Source organism: Pseudomonas sp. A25(2017), from assembly GCF_002001065.1.
Lineage (GTDB): Bacteria > Pseudomonadota > Gammaproteobacteria > Pseudomonadales > Pseudomonadaceae > Aquipseudomonas > Aquipseudomonas kilonensis.
In genome coordinates this window covers 25,860-43,584 of the sequence record NZ_MUOA01000024.1, presented here as the reverse complement: position 1 = coordinate 43,584, position 17,725 = coordinate 25,860, and the positions used below count along the sequence as shown (strand labels likewise).

The 17,725-nt window shown below is 60.6% G+C and carries 12 protein-coding genes and 1 tRNA gene; 2 read left to right on the top strand and 11 right to left on the bottom strand.

The annotated features are described in order from the left end of the window. Positions 1 to 206: 206 nt before the first annotated feature. From pqqB to B0E42_RS00585, 7 genes are all read right to left on the bottom strand, one after another. Complete coding sequence (gene pqqB, locus B0E42_RS00615; RefSeq protein WP_053189961.1) at positions 207 to 1,118, bottom strand: pyrroloquinoline quinone biosynthesis protein PqqB; 912 nt, start codon at positions 1,116 to 1,118, stop codon at positions 207 to 209. Between the two features lie 80 nt (positions 1,119 to 1,198). Further along, complete coding sequence (pqqA, locus tag B0E42_RS00610) at positions 1,199 to 1,273, bottom strand: pyrroloquinoline quinone precursor peptide PqqA (RefSeq protein ID WP_003177660.1); 75 nt, start codon at positions 1,271 to 1,273, stop codon at positions 1,199 to 1,201. A gap of 170 nt (positions 1,274 to 1,443) precedes the next feature. Beyond that, entirely contained in the window at positions 1,444 to 3,885 is a 2,442-nt protein-coding gene (pqqF, locus tag B0E42_RS00605) for a pyrroloquinoline quinone biosynthesis protein PqqF (protein WP_077505231.1), read from the bottom strand. 62 nt (positions 3,886 to 3,947) lie between these two features. Continuing rightward, entirely contained in the window at positions 3,948 to 4,742 is a 795-nt protein-coding gene (locus tag B0E42_RS00600; protein WP_077505229.1) for a carbon-nitrogen hydrolase family protein, read from the bottom strand. A gap of 12 nt (positions 4,743 to 4,754) precedes the next feature. After that, complete coding sequence (locus B0E42_RS00595) at positions 4,755 to 6,437, bottom strand: NAD(P)/FAD-dependent oxidoreductase (protein ID WP_003206211.1); 1,683 nt, start codon at positions 6,435 to 6,437, stop codon at positions 4,755 to 4,757. A gap of 276 nt (positions 6,438 to 6,713) precedes the next feature. Then, the gene (locus B0E42_RS00590) at positions 6,714 to 7,175 is read right to left on the bottom strand and encodes an Lrp/AsnC family transcriptional regulator (protein WP_053189958.1); all 462 of its coding nucleotides are present in this window, start codon (positions 7,173 to 7,175) and stop codon (positions 6,714 to 6,716) included. A gap of 36 nt (positions 7,176 to 7,211) precedes the next feature. Continuing rightward, a complete protein-coding gene (locus tag B0E42_RS00585) occupies positions 7,212 to 9,575 on the bottom strand; it encodes a hypothetical protein (protein ID WP_256578248.1) in 2,364 nt (787 codons plus the stop codon). Between the two features lie 215 nt (positions 9,576 to 9,790). On the opposite strand from B0E42_RS00585, the gene B0E42_RS00580 reads away from it, so the two are divergent. Together B0E42_RS00580 and B0E42_RS00575 are read left to right on the top strand one after the other, a co-directional pair. Then, positions 9,791 to 10,042 (top strand): helix-turn-helix transcriptional regulator, encoded by a 252-nt coding sequence (locus B0E42_RS00580; RefSeq protein ID WP_077505227.1) that lies wholly within the window; start codon positions 9,791 to 9,793, stop codon positions 10,040 to 10,042. Beyond that, a complete protein-coding gene (locus tag B0E42_RS00575; protein ID WP_077505225.1) occupies positions 10,042 to 11,241 on the top strand; it encodes a type II toxin-antitoxin system HipA family toxin in 1,200 nt (399 codons plus the stop codon). The genes B0E42_RS00580 and B0E42_RS00575 overlap by 1 nt, the downstream gene beginning before the upstream one ends. 292 nt (positions 11,242 to 11,533) lie before the next feature. On the opposite strand, the gene B0E42_RS00570 is transcribed toward B0E42_RS00575, so the two are convergent. The 4 genes from B0E42_RS00570 to rpoD all read right to left on the bottom strand — a co-directional run bounded on the left by B0E42_RS00570 (position 11,534) and on the right by rpoD (position 17,692). Further along, complete coding sequence (locus tag B0E42_RS00570; RefSeq protein ID WP_018607336.1) at positions 11,534 to 11,776, bottom strand: hypothetical protein; 243 nt, start codon at positions 11,774 to 11,776, stop codon at positions 11,534 to 11,536. A 106-nt stretch (positions 11,777 to 11,882) separates the two neighbouring features. Next, positions 11,883 to 11,959, bottom strand: a tRNA-Ile gene (locus B0E42_RS00565). 15 nt (positions 11,960 to 11,974) lie between these two features. Further along, positions 11,975 to 15,718 carry a bifunctional diguanylate cyclase/phosphodiesterase gene (locus tag B0E42_RS00560; RefSeq protein WP_077505223.1) on the bottom strand — a complete coding sequence of 1,248 codons (3,744 nt, stop codon included), beginning with the start codon at positions 15,716 to 15,718 and terminating at the stop codon, positions 11,975 to 11,977. Between the two features lie 126 nt (positions 15,719 to 15,844). After that, a complete protein-coding gene (rpoD, locus tag B0E42_RS00555; protein ID WP_018607334.1) occupies positions 15,845 to 17,692 on the bottom strand; it encodes an RNA polymerase sigma factor RpoD in 1,848 nt (615 codons plus the stop codon). Positions 17,693 to 17,725 lie beyond the last annotated feature (33 nt).

Below are 17,725 nucleotides of genomic sequence, written 5' to 3'. Positions count from 1 at the left end.
AGCTTGCGGTGTGCCAGTCAACGCTTGTGCTGGCTGATAGGACGCCTTCGCGAGCAAGCCCGCTCCCACATTGGTTTTGCGGTGCATAAAATATCAAGTGCTACTCGGCCTCTGTGGGAGCGGGCTTGCTCGCGAAGGCGTCCTATCAGCCAGCACAAGCGTTGACTGGCACACCGCAAGCTCACCCCACATTGGTTCCGCCCTTCTTACAACTCAATACTCATTCCGTCGTAAGACACTTCAATCTTTCGACGTACAAGTTCAGCCCGCTCGGGCGAGTCTTCGTCCAGGATCGGGTTGGTGTTGTTGATATGGATAAGGACTTTGCGCGGCCCAGGTACTTGTTCCAGTACTTCGAGCATACCACCGGGGCCATTCTGGGCCAGGTGGCCCATTTCCCGGCCAGTGCGGGTGCCGACGCCACGGCGCTGCATTTCATCGTCGTCCCACATCGTACCGTCCACCAGCAGACAATCGCTGCCGGCCATGATCGCCAGCAACGACTCGTCGACCTTGCCCAGGCCCGGGGCATAGAACAGCTTGCCACCCGTGCGCAGGTCTTCGACGATCAACCCGATGTTGTCGCCCGGGTGCGGGTCGAAGCGATGCGGTGAATAGGGCGGTGCGGCGCTGCGCAGGGGCAGTGGGGTGAAGCGCAGGTTCGGGCAGGCGGCGATGGTGAAGCTCTGGTCGAGTTCGATGCGATTCCAGCTCAAACCGCCGTTCCAGTGGGTCAGCATGTTGAACAGCGGAAAGCCGGTGCTCAGGTCTTCATGGACCATGTCGGTGCACCAGACTTGATGCGGGCAACCTTCACGCAGGCTGAGCAGGCCGGTGGTGTGGTCGATCTGGCTGTCCATCAGGATGATCGCGCCAATGCCGGTGTCGCGCAGGGCCCGGCCCGGCTGCATTGGGGCAAACGCCTGGAGCTGGGCGCGAATGTCCGGAGAGGCGTTGCACAGCACCCAGTTCACACCGTCATCGGACAGGGCGATGGACGATTGGGTGCGCGCCTGGGCCCGCAGGCTGCCATCGCGAAAACCTGCGCAATTGGCGCAGTTGCAGTTCCACTGGGGGAAACCGCCACCGGCGGCAGAACCTAGAATCTGGACGAACATGGCTGCTCCATCTGCAAACCGAAATAAAAACGCCTCGGCTGGCCGAGGCGTAGTGCTGCGTGCTTAACCGCCTGCAGCATTCAACGGCTGGCGAAGTACATGGTGACTTCGAAACCGATACGCAGGTCGATATATGCGGGTTTGGACCAGGACATGGGAATACTCCTTTGGTTGGGATGCTTTCGTTAGATAGAACGGTTGAGACCTATACATATAGTCCACCTCCGTTCGGAGATGTTCAGATGCTTAGACGCCTATGTTACTAAATCTGACATATTCGTTCGCCGCGATTCTCGAAGAAAGCTCATTACGGCCCCTGCAATGATCACTGCGCCGCTTGCCAGCGCTCTCCCGGGCAGGCTCCGTTGCTCAGGCAATACCATCCTCCTTCAGCCTTGATCAGACGTTGGGCGGCCATTTGTAGCTGCTTGCGATCCAGATACACGATGGCAGCGGACAGTTGCTCAAGATAATCCGACGGGCGGGCGGCCAACTTGGCCTGCCAGAGCAGTTCGGTGGCCTGGGCGCAGGGCAGGGTGGTGTCCTGGAGTTGGGCGGCAAGCGCCTGCTGCTGGCCGGTCAGGGATGAGTCATCGAGCTGCTCGATCAGCGCCGGTAGCCCAGCCAGGAATTGTTCGATGTGGGCGCTCAGTTGCGTTGTCGAAAGGCTGGGCGATTGGACGCCGAACAACACCCCGGTTTGCCCGTCGATCTGCTTCAACCCACTGAACACCGCATAACCCAACTGCAACTCGACGCGCAGGCGCTGGTAGAACGGCGTCTGGCACAGCTGTGCCAGCAACCGCCAGGCGGCTTCGTCGGCCAGCGTCGGGGTGGCTGTCGGGCAAAACAGCAACACGGCCGGTTCTTCGCCGTGAGTCTGGAGCCTATGCCAGAGGCGTTGCCCACGAGGTGCCGGCGCCGGGCTGGCTTCATCGCCGGCAATGCCCGGCACTCGAGCCAACGCAGGGCCCAACGCCCCTTGAGTGGCCGTCGACAGGCCGATGGACAGCCCGTCCCATCGGGCCGTTGTCCACACGCTTTGGTCGCTGTCGGGCATTGGCAACGCTGGCGCTTGGCGGTTGTGGCGGCAGTGATCTGGCAGCGCCTTCAACAGATGCCGAATCGGCATCGGCAGGGTTTCGTGACCGGCTTGGGCCATTGGCAGCGGTTGCGCAAGCTTCGTCAGAACGTGTTCGAGCACCAACGGTATCGGCGCTTGTAAGCCAACCAGTTTCAGCAGCCATTGATGACCGGAGGGCTCGAAGCTGACGTCCACGCCGGCCTGGCGAGCATCCTCTCGCAGATCCTGCAGGTGCCGGTCGAGCCTGGATTGAAAGTCCAGCGGTGCCTGGGTCGTCAGTTGCCAGCGCAGGTACACCGCGCCTTCACGACCGTTGTCTGGCAGCGCCTGGCTGAACTGCATGGGCGAGCGTTCCCGGCGACCCCGGGAGCGGTCCTGGGCGAAGGTTCGCAAGCCGCGGTGGGCGCTGGTCTGGCCGCGTATCAGCCCGGCGCGGGGCGCTTCGCTTGGCGTTTGCAGGAACGGATTGGGCGCGGGCAGTTGCCATTGCCCCGCGACGTTATCGGCCGGGTGCAGTTGCCTGAGGATTTCCCTGAGCCTGACGAGGTCGTTTGCCAACAGCGGCCCGTCACGTCCTTCACCGTCCCAGCGGGCCACCTGCAAGGCCGATCCTGTCTCTTGCCGGCGCTGCAACAGTGCGGTGAACTCCTCGCGCAACGGCGCCCAGTCGTCCTGGGCGGCAAAGAACCCCAGCCAGTCGTGCAGCAACGGCTGGATCTGCGCCGCTGTCTGGGCGTTGGCGTGCTTGAGTTCGATGTGCAGCAGCGCCTGCCCGGCAAACTCATACAGCGCGGTGGCCTTGAGGCTGTCAGCCAGGCCGCGCTGACGCAACGTGGCGAGCAAGCCGCCCGGTTTGCTGGAGTTCAGCCACGTACACAGAAAGTCCAGGGCTTGAGGCGAGGCGGCGGGCAAGTCTTCGAAGGCGAACAGCCGATCAAGGCAACCCTCGCGGGGCTGTTGATAACTCGACTGGGACGATGCCATCAAACTTGGTGGTGCCGGCCTGGCAAGTGCTTCGCCGGCCGGTATGTGGCTGTCGAACTGTTCAGCCAGCGCTTTCAAGGCGTCGATGCTCTGCGGGCCGACCAGGCTCAGGGTCATCTGGCCGCTCTGGTAAAAGCGGCGATAGAAGTCGTGCAATGCGCTTTGGAATTCGGCTTGCGTCACCGCCAGGCTATCGCGATTGCCGGCATGAAAACCCCGCAGTGGATGGGTCGCCGACAGGCCGTCATGCAAGGCAAGCTGTCGCTGGGCTGCAGCATCCTGGGACCAGGCGATGAACTCGGCGTGCAGCACTTCCCGTTCGCGCAACTGATCGGCCTCATCCAGGCGTGGGTGAGCGAGCATGTCCCCCAGTCGTTCCAGTCCGTCGGCGAAGGGGGCGGGTGGCAATTCGAAGAAAAAATCCGTGGTGCGTTCGCTGGTGCGCGCATTGACCTGGCCGCCATGGCGCTGCACGTAGGCCATCAGGTTCTCCCCCGCGGGAAAACGCGCGGTGCCGAGGAAGAACAGATGCTCGAGCAAATGCGCCAATCCCGGCCAGGCCAGGGGCGCGTCATGGCTGCCAGCCGCGACTCGCAGTACTGCAGCGCTGCGCTTGAGGCCTGGGACGTGACGCAATGTCACCCGCAAGCCGTTGGCCAGGGTTTCAGTGTGGGGGCGGAGGGAGTCGGGGGCCGGCATGAGCGCTTCCAGAACAAAGATGCGCTCATGCTAGCGGATTAGGCTGCGTTCTCAATCCTCAATCAGTGTTTGTGCAGGTCGTCGTAAAGCTCGGGGCGGCGATCGTGCAGGTAGTTGTAGGCCGCGCGGGAGTCTTCCATCAGTTGTCGATCCAGTTCTCCGACGATCAAGGCCTCATCCAGCCCTGCAAGCGCCGGGCGGCTGCCATTCGGGGCGGCGATGCTGCTTTGGCCGCAATACTGCAATTCTCCTTCGTGGCCGCAGTAGTTGGCGTACGCCACGAAACACTGGTTCTCGATGGCCCGGGCCCGCACGGTGACGTCGGCGATGAACTCGTAGGGTTGCATGTTGGCGGTTGGCACCAGGATCAGCTCGGCACCGGCCAGGGCCAGGCGTCGGGTATTTTCCGGAAACTCCAGGTCGTAGCAGATCAGGAGGCCGAGCTTCCAGCCGTTGAGCTCGACGATAGGCAGCGCTGAGTCGCCAGCGCTGAACATGGCGTGATCAAGGTCACCGAACAAGTGGCTCTTGCGGTAGTTGGCCAGGCGCTCGCCCTGGGCGTCGATCAGTTGCACGGCGTTGTAGATCTGCCCGTCTTCGCCGCGCTCAGGGTAGCCATAGACAATCGCCAGGCTGGCGGCCTTGGCAATGCGGGCGATCTGTTGCGCCCACTCGCCGTTGTAGACCTCGGCCAATACATTCACCGCGTCGACGCCGATGTTGTAGCCGGTCATGAACATCTCCGGCAGCACCAGCACATCGGCGCCCCTGGCCTCCAGCGCCACCTGGTGCAGGCGTTGCAGGTTGCCGGCCGGATCCAGTGGCAGCGGCGGGCATTGGTAGAGGGCTACACGCATCAATAACTCCTTTTATTCGGGCAGGGCGATCGGACCGATCTCATGGAACACATCACCTGGACCCGGGTTCTCGGCGTGAGTTTCACCGCCGAAGTGCTTCATGATTCCCCACACGGCATTGAGTGAGGTCTGTACCGCGCCTTCGACCCAGGCCGGTGTCCATGAGACGTCATCGCCGGCGATAAAGATCCCGCGTTGTTCGGCCGGCATGTCGTCCTGCATGAAATGCGCATACATGCGCTGGTTGTAGCGATAGTGGCCGGGCAGGGCGCCCTTGAACGCGCCGAGGAAATGCGGGTCGGCTTCCCAGGACACGGTGATCGGATCGCCGATGATCCGGGCGGCGATGTCCACCTTGGGATAGATTTTCTTCAGGGCATCGAGTGCCAGCTTCACGCGTTTTTCCACCGGGTGCGGAAGCATTTTCAGCGCGTCGCTCATCCAGGAATACGACAGGCAAATCACCCCTGGCTTGTCGTCTCCGTTGTCGAACAGATAGGTGCCACGGGTCAGACGATCGGTCAGGGTCATGCTCATCAGGTCGCGGCCGGTCTCCGGGTCCTTGTCCTTCCAGAATGGCCGGTCGACCATCACGAAGGTCTTCGACGATTGCATGTAGCGCGTGCGGTCCAGGGCCATCCACATTTTTTGCGAGAACAGCGCTTCTTCACATTCGATCTGGGTGGTCAGCAGCCAGCTCTGGCAGGTGACCAGCACCGCGGCGTACTCGCGGGTGTTGTCCCAGACGTCGGTCACGCTGAACCGGCCATCGGCCGCGCGGGCGATGCGCTTCACGCCGCTGCGTGGGGCGCCCAGGTGCAACGAATTCAGGCTGGTCCCTTGCGGCCAGTGCACGCAGCGTTCCGGCACGTGATTCCAGATGCCGTGGGGCACCTGCTCGACGCCGCCGACCACCAGGTGCTGGTGGTCGTCGCAGTTGGTCATCACGACACGGAAGATTTCCAGCATCGAATTGGGGAAGTCCGAATCCCAGCCGCCCGTGCCGAAACCGACCTGGCCGAACACTTCGCGGTGCTGGAAAGAGAGCTTGGCGAAGGCCTTGGAAGTGGCGACAAAGTCGTAGAAGGTGCGGTCGTCCCACAGTGGCACCAGGGTGTTCCACAGCTCCTTGAGGCGTGGCACGTCGCGGTCGCGGATCGCCTGCTGGATGTCGCCGAAGCGCGAGCCATCCTCCAGCGCATCGGCCCAGGCATCGGCGACTTCCTGGAACAGTGCGGGAAGGTCGGCCAGTTTCTGTGCGTAGTAGGTCTGGCCTTCCAGGTCGATGACCGTGCTGCCGGACGCTGGGGTCAGCGGGTTGGGGAACGGTTTGGTCTCCAGGCCCAGCTTGTCGACGTAGTGATAGAACGCGGTGGATGACACCGGAAAGCGCATGCCGCCCAGCTCGGCGATCACCCCTTCGGCGCCGTTGAACGCTTGTGAACGCAGGCGCCCACCCATCTTCGACGCTTCGTAGACCACGGGCTTGAGACCCAGCTTCATCAGCTCGTACGCCGCCACCAGACCGGCGATTCCGGCCCCGACAATCGCCACTTCGGTACCGTGGTTGTGGGCGGGAATGCTGCCCAGGCCAGCCGGATGCTCGATCCAGTCGTCAAAGGCGAAAGGAAAGTCCGGCCCGAAAATGGTGATGGGCTTCTTACCGTCTGCTGGGTGGCGATTGTTCTTGTTCATGGCTGACCTTGGTGGGCGACTCGACGCAGTGTTCGCGTCTGAGTATAGGAAAGATGCCAGCCATTCTAGGGAGGGTGGAACACGTTAATAAGACACAATATGTCGTCGTTTTGAGCGATCGACAGTCATCTTGATCTATTCATAAAGCATAATGACGAAACCAGTCCCCTGTGGAGCGAGCTTGCTCGCGATAGCGGTATCTCAGTCCATGACGGTGTTGACTGGATTGACGCCATCGCGAGCAAGCTTGCTCCCACAGGTTAAGTGACGCAGGGTTTAGACTGGCTGGCCTCGATCGATCTTGCTGCTGAGGATGATCGAGGTGGTGGTCTTCTCCACGCCGTCCACGCTGCCGATCTGGTCCAGCAACTGGTCCAGCTGTTCCGGCGAGTCCGTGCGCAACCAGGCGACATAGTCGAACTCACCGCTGACCGCGCACAGTTGCTGTACCTGAGCCATGGCGCTCAAGCGCCGCAGCACGTCCTTGCCGGAGCGCGGCTGGACCTTGATGCCGACGTAAGCCTGCAAGCCACCGTCAATCACCCGTTGTCCCAGGCGCACGCCATATCCGGTAATCACCTTGGTCTTTTCCAGGCGCGCCAGCCGCGAGGTCACGGTCGTGCGGGCGATACCCAGTTGCCGGGCGAGCATGGCGACGCTTTCCCGGGCGTTGATTTGCAGCGCCGCGATCAGCTGCCGGTCGATTTTGTCGAGGACGGGAGGGCGGGTGTCAGTCAAAGTGGGCTCCGGCGCAGGCATTCGATGGCGAGCATGTTACAGGCTCTCACGTGCGAAATAGCCAACGGCAGGCAAAGCCAGTGCGCGCCAGGCGGGGGCCAGGTGTACCTGTGAAGCCCTGAACCAGAAACCGTCCTGGCAAACCAGCTGTTCGGTGGGCAACTGCAACAACAGATCCAGTGAGAACGACTGCACTGAACCCGGGTCGTCATCGTCTTGCGCTTCCCAATCGCGCTCGAAACACCGTACATGCAGCTGTTCGTCGTCGAAGCTTTCAAACAACGGCCGGTTGCCCAGCCACTGTGGATGCCCCCGCAATGTGTGTTCCTGGACATCCAGGAGCAGCAATTGCCAGCCTCGATAACTTCCACACTGTTCTGTCACATCGGTCGCCATGCAGGTCAGGGCCAGATAGCGGCTATCCGTCGACCAGATCATCGACGGTGCCAAGTCGACCAACGCGCAGCCTGAGGCTGTCAGCAGATGGCCTCCGAGCCGGGGCGTCTGCGCACGCACCCAACTGTCGGCATATTCCGTTTCGCTGTCGAACAGCCAGGCGGCATCCTGATGGTCGGGGGCGGGCTGGATGAAGTCACCGTCAGCGTTGGCCACTTGCGGACGATCCACCAGGCGCCAGGGGGCGACGCTGTGCAGTTGTGAGTTTGTCACCTGCAGGTCCACGGTGTTGTAGAACAGCCGGGATTGCTCGCTGGGATGAAAGAACGAAGGGTCGCTGCCGATCGGCGGCGCCGGGATGTTGAAGCGTTGCAGCGCGCTGCTGTCCAGGTCGTGGTCAAGACGACCGGCCACCGCTGCCAGACTCAAGCGGCCATCCCGAAAGTCGAGTATCCGTTCCACCCACATGGAGGGGCCTTCCAGCAGGCGTCGATCCTTCACATCTGCAATGACCGCATGGGTGGCCACTGTCGTTGAGTCTGCAAAGGGCAGCAGTGCCAAGTAGCGCCCGCAGTCAGAGACGCGATGATCCAGCAGCCAACTGCCTGGCAAGTGCCAATCACCAATCTGGCAGCGATAACCGCCAAGCCCCTCGCGATTGTCGCAAAGCCAGATGAGCTGAGCGCATGCGCCACCCAGCAGCGGCTGCGTCTCGATGTACGAGTCACCTCGCACTCCCGGACTGTCCAGCGGCATCGCGATGACCGTGCGGGTCAGTTTGAACTCTGCAACCTGTACGCGACCCTGGGCGTCATGACCGGCCTGGGTTTCGGTATCGCTGTGGATGCTGTCCAGACGGTAGCCATACCGGCCGGAACCCGGTCGCGGATAGTCGAGGTACGCGCCGATATGCACATGGTGCGCGTCGAGGCTCAGCAACTCATGCCAGTAGAAGGACGGTTCAGTCGCACTCTTCACCCACGGCAATGGCAAGGCGCGCCAGCCTTTGTCGAGCTGCCACAACCAATACTGGTCGCCATCTGCTTGAGGATCCCGCGCCTGGGCCAGGCACACCAGGGCGCGTTGATCGCTGCTCCACACCAGTGGCGCATCGGCCGCCATCAGCAGGCCAGACGGTTGTCCGTTGATGCTGACGGTGTAGCGCGGTGAACGCAGCGGTTCCAGTGGCTGGTCCAGATCACGGAACGTCGAAGGCAATGAAATGTTGCCTTGCAGGCATTGCAGGCCGTCGGCGGAACGTCGTTCGAACGTGTGCAGGACATGCTCCGGGTGCCAGTCGGGTTCCAGCCAGAGATCGGCGACAGGCACCAGATTGGAAACGCTGGCGGTTTTTAACAGCTCATCGAGCCGGGTTTCGCGAACGCTGTTATCCACCAGTGGGCTATGGCGTCCATTCAACAGGTCGAGGTCAAAAGCGTCCAGCTCCCAGAGCTCGCTGTCGGCGCAGCGGTACAGCTGGCGTTGCTGACGGTCGAGGACCACCAGTCCCCATGCCTGCCGGGACGGTACCGGTGCCGCGAAATAGCGCCCGTCTCTGGAGAACACGGCCGAAGAGCCCAGGCCTTGCAGGAGCACGCCGTCGGGGAACAGATAGTCGCAATAAGTCGGGCCGCCCATGGCGATTTCGCCGTGGTTGAACGCCCGGATCGGCTCGCCTTCAGGGGTCAGCAACGGTTCGTTTCCGCCCCAGGCACTCGGCCCTTTGCTGGAAATGGGTGTCAACCCAAGGCGCCTCTCCCAGCTACTGACGCAGGCGAGCCCGACCATGATGCCGACGATCGCTACCAAGATGCCCCACCACTCAGGCAACGCCCGGCCCAGGCTGAAACCCAGGCCAAACACAGCGCCCACCGTCAGCCGGGCAATGCCTCGGCCCACCGGCAAAAAGCCCAGGCGAGCGGCAAGTCCCATCAGCAGCCCAAGGAACACCACCGCCAGCAAAGCCAATGGGGGTGGCAGCACGGTGACGAAAAAGGCCGGCACCAGCAGGATGCCGAGTTGCCAGAACAGTTCAAGAAACAGTCGGGGGAGGCTGGGGCTGGCGATGATGGGCGTCGCGGTGAGGGAGGGGGATTTTTATTGTAATGGAGCGAAAGAGGCTAACGGGAGAACTGATCCTCTGTGTGACACAACGGTTTTGATTTTTCGGCAAGTTAGGTATACGTTACATCTAAAGTAACTTGTTGCGTATACAGAACATGGACTATGCCCTTATCACAACACGTCTTGGCGAACAGGTCCGGCAGCGCCGCCTGAATCGTGGTCTGACCCAAGCCAATCTCGCTACCTTGGCGGGTATCACTCGGCAGAAGGTCATTGCCATTGAAAAGGGTGACCTGTCGGTGGGCATGCTTGCCTACGCGCGAATTCTGGGGGCTCTGGATTGTGAGTTCGCCGTGGTGCCAGCTGCAATGCCCACGCTTGACGAAATCCAGGGAGTGTTCGACTGATGACGACCTTACTACAGGTTGCGACGCCTGAAGGCGACAGCGGGAGAATGATTCTGGGCAGTGGTGGAGACTACCTGTTTCGTTATCACGAAGAGGCTAATGCGCAGGCTGCGATCAGTTTATTGATGCCTGTGCGCCTGGATGAATATCGTCATCGAGAACTGCATCCGATCTTCCAGATGAATTTGCCGGAAGGTTACGTCTTGGAGCAGCTACGCAACCGCCTGGCCAAAGTGGCGAACATCGATCCCATGCTGCTGCTTGCACTGTCTGGCAGCAGTTCGCCTATCGGGCGGGTAGCGGTGAGCTCACCGGAGGTCGATGCGCTTCTACTGCGACAACAATTCCCCGGAGAAAGGCTGGAAGAAATTCTGGCCTGGGATGGCGCGCAGGATATTTTTGCTGACTTGGTGGATCGCTATATCCTGCGCGCCGGGATATCTGGCGTGCAGCCCAAGGTATTGGTGCCCGAGCGTCAAGACCTTACGCCGCAACGGTTTACTTCGAAGACCTCCGACCTGATTATCAAGAGCGGTCGGGACGAATTTCCGGGGCTGGCAATCAACGAGTTCCTCTGCATGTCTGTAGCCAAGGAAGCTGGGATTGTAGTGCCGGAGTTCCACCTCTCCGACAATACCAAGTTATTCGTGATGCGTCGTTTCGACCGAGACGAGGAGCTCAATCCTATCGGTTTCGAGGATATGGCTGCATTAATGGGACTGGCGGCGGAGCAAAAGTACAGTAAAAGCTATTCGGCCATCGCCAAGGCTATTCGTCTATTCTGCCCACCCGAGCAGGTACAGTGCTCGCTGGCCCAGTTATTTGCCATTGTGTCCCTGAGCTGCATAGTGGGTAATGGCGACGCCCATCTGAAGAACTTCGGGCTGCTGTATTCCGACCCTACCCAGCGCGACGCCCGGCTGGCACCTGCCTACGATATTGTCAACACCACGGCTTACATACCGAAGGACGTATTGGCACTTGATCTTGTCGGGAACAAAACGTTATTCGCCTCACGGCAGGGCCTACTGGATTTCGCGCTGGTATGTGATGTTGTCCAGCCAGAAGAAATAATCCGCTTGCAGTTGCAAGCATTGGAACAAGTCCTGGCTCGCTCAACTGAGCTGTGTGAGCGGGCACCGGATGTGGTTGCGGCAATCAGGCAATGTGCTGAGCCGTTTATGAAAACCTTCGGATAGGGCGCAATCACTTTCTGAAAACTCAAAAGCCGCGCAATGCGCGGCTTTCAATTTGGTGGGCCCACACGAACTTGAACCGTGGACCAAAGGGTTATGAGTTGCTGGGCGAGCTGATATGCCTAGAGAAAGCGTTCGTAGGTGAACCTACGTTAGGCATTACCAGTATGTTCGAAGTAACCCCCAACTCGCCGGCAAGGTCCAACGCTAAGATCATCGATCAATGCGCTGTTGATCGACTGTTGTCCCGTATGATTTTGGGTCAGAGACGGCACCGAGAAATCGTGCCAGGGCTTCAGTCCCCCTCCGTGAACCGCCGCCGCGTCAGGAAAAGCACCACGCCCAGCGGCACGGCCAGCAGTGCTAGCAGCTCCAGGTCAAAGCCCAGCACCTGCTGCTCACCAACCTTGAAGATGCTGACCAAGCCCGTTGCCAGCAGCGCCAAACCCAGCCACTTGCGCAGCGAGTATGGTTTCAGAAACTGAACGAGGATCGCACCCAGCACCAGAAGGACGACAGTTTGCATGATGTAGGGCATGTGCAGTTCCTCAGACCTTGATGACCAGCGTCGATAGGTCTAAGCGACTGTATCTGTGGTGGTCCATCCAGAAACACGAAAGCCGCGCAATGCGCGGCTTTTTGTATGGTGGGCCCACACGGACTCGAACCGTGGACCAAAGGATTATGAGTCCTCTGCTCTAACCAACTGAGCTATAGGCCCTCAGTAGGCCGCGGATTATAGCGACGGTTTCTCGGCTGTGCTATCCGAAAAATCCGATACGGTCACACGAAGAAACGTTGCGGCAAATTCGTCGGCGCCCAGGGGCAGGCTGACGATGTAGCCCTGGATCTGTTCGCAACCTTCTTCGGTCAGGAATTGCTGCTGGGCCAGGGTTTCGACGCCCTCGGCGATGATGGTGAATTGCATGCTGCGGCCCAGCGCGATGATTGCCCTCACGATGGCCGCGTCGTGGGGGTCGTCGGGCAGGCCGCGGACGAAGGATTGGTCGATCTTGAGGATATCCAGCGGCAGGCGCTTGAGGTAACTCAGGGAGGAATAGCCCGTGCCGAAGTCGTCGATGGCCAGTTGCACGCCGAGGTTTTTCAACTGGTGCAGCACCGTCAGGGCCTCTTCGGCCTGGCTCATGATGAAATTTTCGGTAATTTCCAGTTGCAATAAGTCGGGCTGGAGCTGGTGTTCGCGCAGCAGTTGCTCGATACGCCCCAGCAGGTTGGGTTGGCGCAGTTGGGCGCCGGCCAGGTTGACCGAGAGGGGGCCGAGGCTTTCATAGGTGCTGTTCCATTCGCACAGTTGCCGGCAGGCGCGTTCCAGTACCCAGTCGCCTATTTGCAGGATCATGCCGTTTTCTTCCGCCAACGGGATGAAGTGTTCGGGCGGGACGTCGCCAAATGTCGGGTGATACCAGCGAATCAGCGCCTCGGCGCCCACCAGGCGGTTGTCGGCGAGGCTGATTTTCGGTTGGAAGGACAGTGACAGTTCGTTGCGCTCGATCGCTCGTCGCAGCTCGTGTTCCAAGGCCACGCGCTCGCTGGCCTGGGCGGTGAGGTCACAGGTGTATTTCTCCACCCGGTTGCGGCCCTTGGCCTTGGAGCGGTACATCGCCGCGTCAGCGTTCTTGACCAGCGTGGCGACGTCGCAGCCATCCTGTGGGTAGAGGCTGGTACCGATGCTGGCGCTGATGAAGAACTCGTGCTCGCCGGCCTGGAATGGCGCGGCAAAGCAGTTCAGCAGTTTCTGGGCGATGTGCTCGGCATCGCTGGGCTGTTGCAGGCCCGGCAGCAGGATAATGAACTCGTCGCCGCCCAGGCGCGCCACGGTGTCGATGTCGCGTAACTGTTCGCGCAAGCGTACGGCAATGCCCTTGAGCAACAGGTCGCCGACCGGGTGCCCGAGGCTGTCATTGATGTGCTTGAAGCGGTCCAGGTCCAGGAACAGCACGGCACCCTGGCCACCGTTTTCCTGCTGGCCATTGAGAGCTGCCAGCAAGCGGCTTTCGAACAGTGTGCGATTCGGCAGGCCCGTCAGCGGGTCGTGGTGGGCCTGGTAATCGAGGCGGGCCTGGGCGTGTTTGAGGCTGGAGATATCGGCGAAGACCGCGACGAAATGGGTGATCTGTCGATCCCGATTGCGCACCGCGCTGATGGTCAGCCAGCTAGGGTAGAGCTCGCCGTTCTTGCGCCGATTGGAGATCTCTCCCTGCCAGTGGCCCTCCGCCGTCAACTGGTGCCACATCGCGGCGTAAAACGCGCTGTCATGCAGGCCTGAAGCCAACAACCGAGGTGTATGGCCCAAGGCTTCGGTTTCGCTGTAGCCGGTGATTTCGGTGAAGGCTCGGTTCACTGCGCTGATGTGCTGTTGCGTATCGGTGATCAGCACGCCTTCGGCAGTGCTTTCGAACACGGTGGCGGCCTGTTGCAGTTTCTCCTGCATGAGGTGGCGTTCGGTGATGTCCCGGGCGATGGTCAGCATGCAGTCTTCGTTGCCGATGGGCAGCGGGCGGCTGGAGACTTCGCACAGCCGGATCTGCCCGTCGTTGCGACGGATATGGCAGCTGAAATCCCTGACGAAGCCGTCCCGCTTCAGCAGGTCGAGCATCTGCTTTCGCTCGTTGAGGTTGACCCAGATGCCCAGGTCCAAGGTGGAGCGGTCCACCGACAGGGCGCTGTTGAAGCCGGTAATGCGGCTGAAGCCTTCGTTGACTTCGATCAGCAGGCCGTCGCTTTGCCGGGACAGCAGCAGGCCATCGGGCGAGGCGTGGAACGCCTTGGCAAACTTCTCTTCGGATGTCTGCAATTGCTGCTGGGTTTCCTTGAGTTGACTGATGTCCCGTACCACCACGACCAGGGCTGGCGTCGTGTCGAGGTCGAAGGGCTCGGCGGAGATCAGCCCGGTGAACACCTGGCCATTGCTACGGCGGAAGGGCATTTCCAGGTTGCGAATGCTGCCGGCCTGCAAGCGCTGCAACAGGCCCGGCCCCACGCCCTGGATGCCCCAGATATCCAGTTCGGTTGCGCTGTGTCCCACCACCTCGGCGGCACTCAAACCGATCTGTTCTTCGAAGGCCTTGTTAACTTCCAGCAGGCAACCGTCCAATAACCGTGCAATCACCAGGATGTCCGGGCACTGGCGGAATACCGAGGCAAATTTCTGCTCCGAAAGGCGCAGCGCTTCCTCGGTGCGCTTGGCTTCACTGATATCGATCATCAGCCCGCGCATCACTGGTTCGTGCCCGTGCTCGATCAGGCTGACAATATCGCGCACCCACAGGCAGCGGCCATCGGCGGTGATCACGCGATAATCGACGCAGTAGTCGCGACCTGCCAGCACTTCATGATCGCAGTAGGTCTGGGCTCGGATCAGGTCGGCCGGATGAATGATGTTGCGCCAGAAACCTGGGACCAGCCAATGGGAGAGGGGATAGCCCAACAGGTCTTCGGCGTGGGGCGACACGTAGCTGTAGGTGAAATCGCTGACCCTTGCCTCCCAGGCAATGGCCGACAGGCTCTCCACTAGCCCACGGTAATGGTATTCGCTGCTGCGCAGCTCCTGCTCAAGCTCGACCCGTCGGGAGATTTCCGAGCTGAGTCGGCGGTTGATACGAATCACCACCGCCAGTATGCCGACCATCAGCAGCAGCGCAGGCAGGCCGTAAAACAGTAAGTCTGACCAGAGCTGGCGATAGTCGTGCACATTGCCGACCCACTTCTGCTGGATCTCGGCGACCTCGGCCGGGCTCATGTCTGCCAGGACTTTGTCCAGGATGCCCACCAATATCTTGTTGTCTCGAGGGACGGCCATTGCCAACTGATAGCGATAAGGCGTTTCCCCGCTGACATAAAGGCCTTCGAGCTTGAGTTGGCGCAGGCTCCAGACGCTGGAAGCCAGATCGCCCACCACCGCGTCCACTTCATCGGTTGCCAGTGCTTGCAGGGCTGAACTGACGTTGGGCAGCGCCACGAGGTTCAGGTCGGGATGGTGGTTGCGCAGCAATTCATGGGGGGCATAGTTCTCCACCACGGCGATTTTCAGCCCGTACAGTTCCTTGAGGTTGTGCGGCTGGGCGCCACCGCGATGGGCCAGGATGACAATGGGGAAATCCAGGTAAGGCCGGGTAAACGCCAGGTAATTCTGACGCTCCGGTGTGGACATGATGCCCGGCAAAAGGTCGATTTTGCCCTGTGCGACCTGCTCGAGCACGGCGGTCCAACTGACCGGCTCGATGGGGGTGAGCTTGATGGCCAGCCGTTCACGAATGACGTCGACGTAGTCGGCGGCCAGGCCCTGATAGCGGCCCTGGTCATCGCGAAACTCAAACGGCGGCCATGAGGCATCGACACCCAGGCGCAGGTCGGGGTGGTTCTTGAGCCAGCGGAGCTCCTCGTCGGTGAGCGTCAACACGCCAGCTGTTGCGGTCCAGGTCATCAATGACAGCAAAAGCGCGGCCGTCAGTCTGGGCATCACTGTCTCGTCATGGCTTGGGGAGGATGATTCGAGTGTAGACGGGCAACAGGGTGGTGGAGTGTAACGAGGGGGATTTTATCTGTGCATAACAAAACCCCCGGCAGGGCCGGGGGTTTTGAAGGGTCACTCGTCGAGGAAGGAGCGTAGATGCTCGCTTCGCGTCGGGTGGCGCAGTTTGCGCAATGCCTTGGCTTCGATCTGACGAATCCGCTCACGGGTCACATCGAACTGCTTACCGACTTCCTCAAGGGTGTGGTCGGTATTCATGTCGATGCCGAAGCGCATGCGCAGTACCTTGGCTTCACGGGCAGTGAGGCCGGAGAGTACTTCGCGAGTCGCTTCCTTGAGACTCTCGACAGTGGCGACATCAATCGGAGACTGCATGGTGGAGTCTTCGATGAAGTCACCCAGATGGGAGTCTTCGTCATCACCGATCGGGGTTTCCATGGAGATCGGCTCTTTGGCGATCTTCAATACCTTGCGGATCTTGTCCTCAGGCATTTCCATGCGTTCGCCCAGCTCTTCCGGCGTCGGTTCGCGACCCATTTCCTGCAGCATCTGCCGGGAAATACGGTTGAGCTTGTTGATCGTCTCGATCATGTGCACCGGGATACGGATGGTGCGGGCCTGGTCGGCGATCGAGCGAGTGATCGCCTGACGGATCCACCAGGTGGCATAAGTCGAGAACTTGTAGCCGCGACGGTATTCGAACTTGTCCACCGCCTTCATCAGGCCGATGTTGCCTTCCTGGATCAGGTCGAGGAATTGCAGGCCGCGGTTGGTGTACTTCTTGGCGATGGAGATCACCAGACGCAAGTTCGCTTCGACCATCTCTTTCTTCGCGCGGCGGGCCTTGGCCTCGCCGATCGACATGCGACGGTTGATGTCCTTGATTTCGGCGATCGTCAAACCGGTTTCGGTTTCCAGCGCGGTCAGCTTCTGCTGGCAACGAATGATGTCCGGTTGCAGGCGACCAATGGCTTCAGCGTATTTGCTCTTGCCCTTGGCCAGTGCATCGGTCCAGCTTTCGTCAACTTCGTGGCCAGGGAACTGGCGCAGGAAATCGGCACGCGGCATGCGGGCATCACGCACGCAAAGCTGCATGATCGCGCGCTCTTGCTGGCGCAAGCGATCCAGGGCACTGCGAACACGCTCGACCAGGCCTTCGAATTGCTTCGGTACCAGCTTGATCGGCATGAACAGCTCGGCCAGTGCCAACAGCTCGGCAATCGCCTGCTTGTTGTTGCGGCCGTGCTTTTTCAGCGCCTTGCGGGTGATTTCCATCTGGTCAGCCACAGCGCCGAAACGCTGTGCTGCGATGACCGGATCCGGACCGCTTTCGGCTTCTTCCTCGTCGTCGCTCGCTTCGGCGTCGTCGTCATCGGTGTCGTCGTCGGCCTTGACGGCTTTCGCGTCGATCGGCGGCGGCACTTCGGCGGCAGGCGGCGCGATGCCGTCGTCCGGATCGATATAGCCGCTCAAGACGTCGGACAGGCGCCCACCTTCGGTGGTGACGCGGGTGTACTCGGAGAGAATATGGTCAACCGTGCCAGGGAAGTGCGCGATTGCGCCCATCACTTCACGGATGCCTTCTTCAATACGCTTGGCGATTTCGATTTCGCCTTCACGCGTGAGGAGCTCTACCGTACCCATTTCACGCATGTACATGCGCACGGGGTCGGTGGTGCGACCAATGTCGGTCTCGACCGCTGCCAACGCTGCGGCCGCTTCTTCAGCGGCCGCCTCGTCGGTATCGGCGTCGGCCAGCATAAGGGCATCCTTATCTGGAGCAACCTCGAATACGTTGATCCCCATGTCGTTGATCATGCGGATGATGTCTTCCACCTGTTCCGGATCTGAAATATCCTCCGGCAGGTGGTCGTTGACCTCCGCGTAAGTCAGGTAGCCCTGCTCACGACCCAATAGGATCAACTCTTTGATACGAGACTGCTGTTGCGCTTTTCCGGACATAACACCCTATCCACTGAAGGTCTTGGCGGGCAA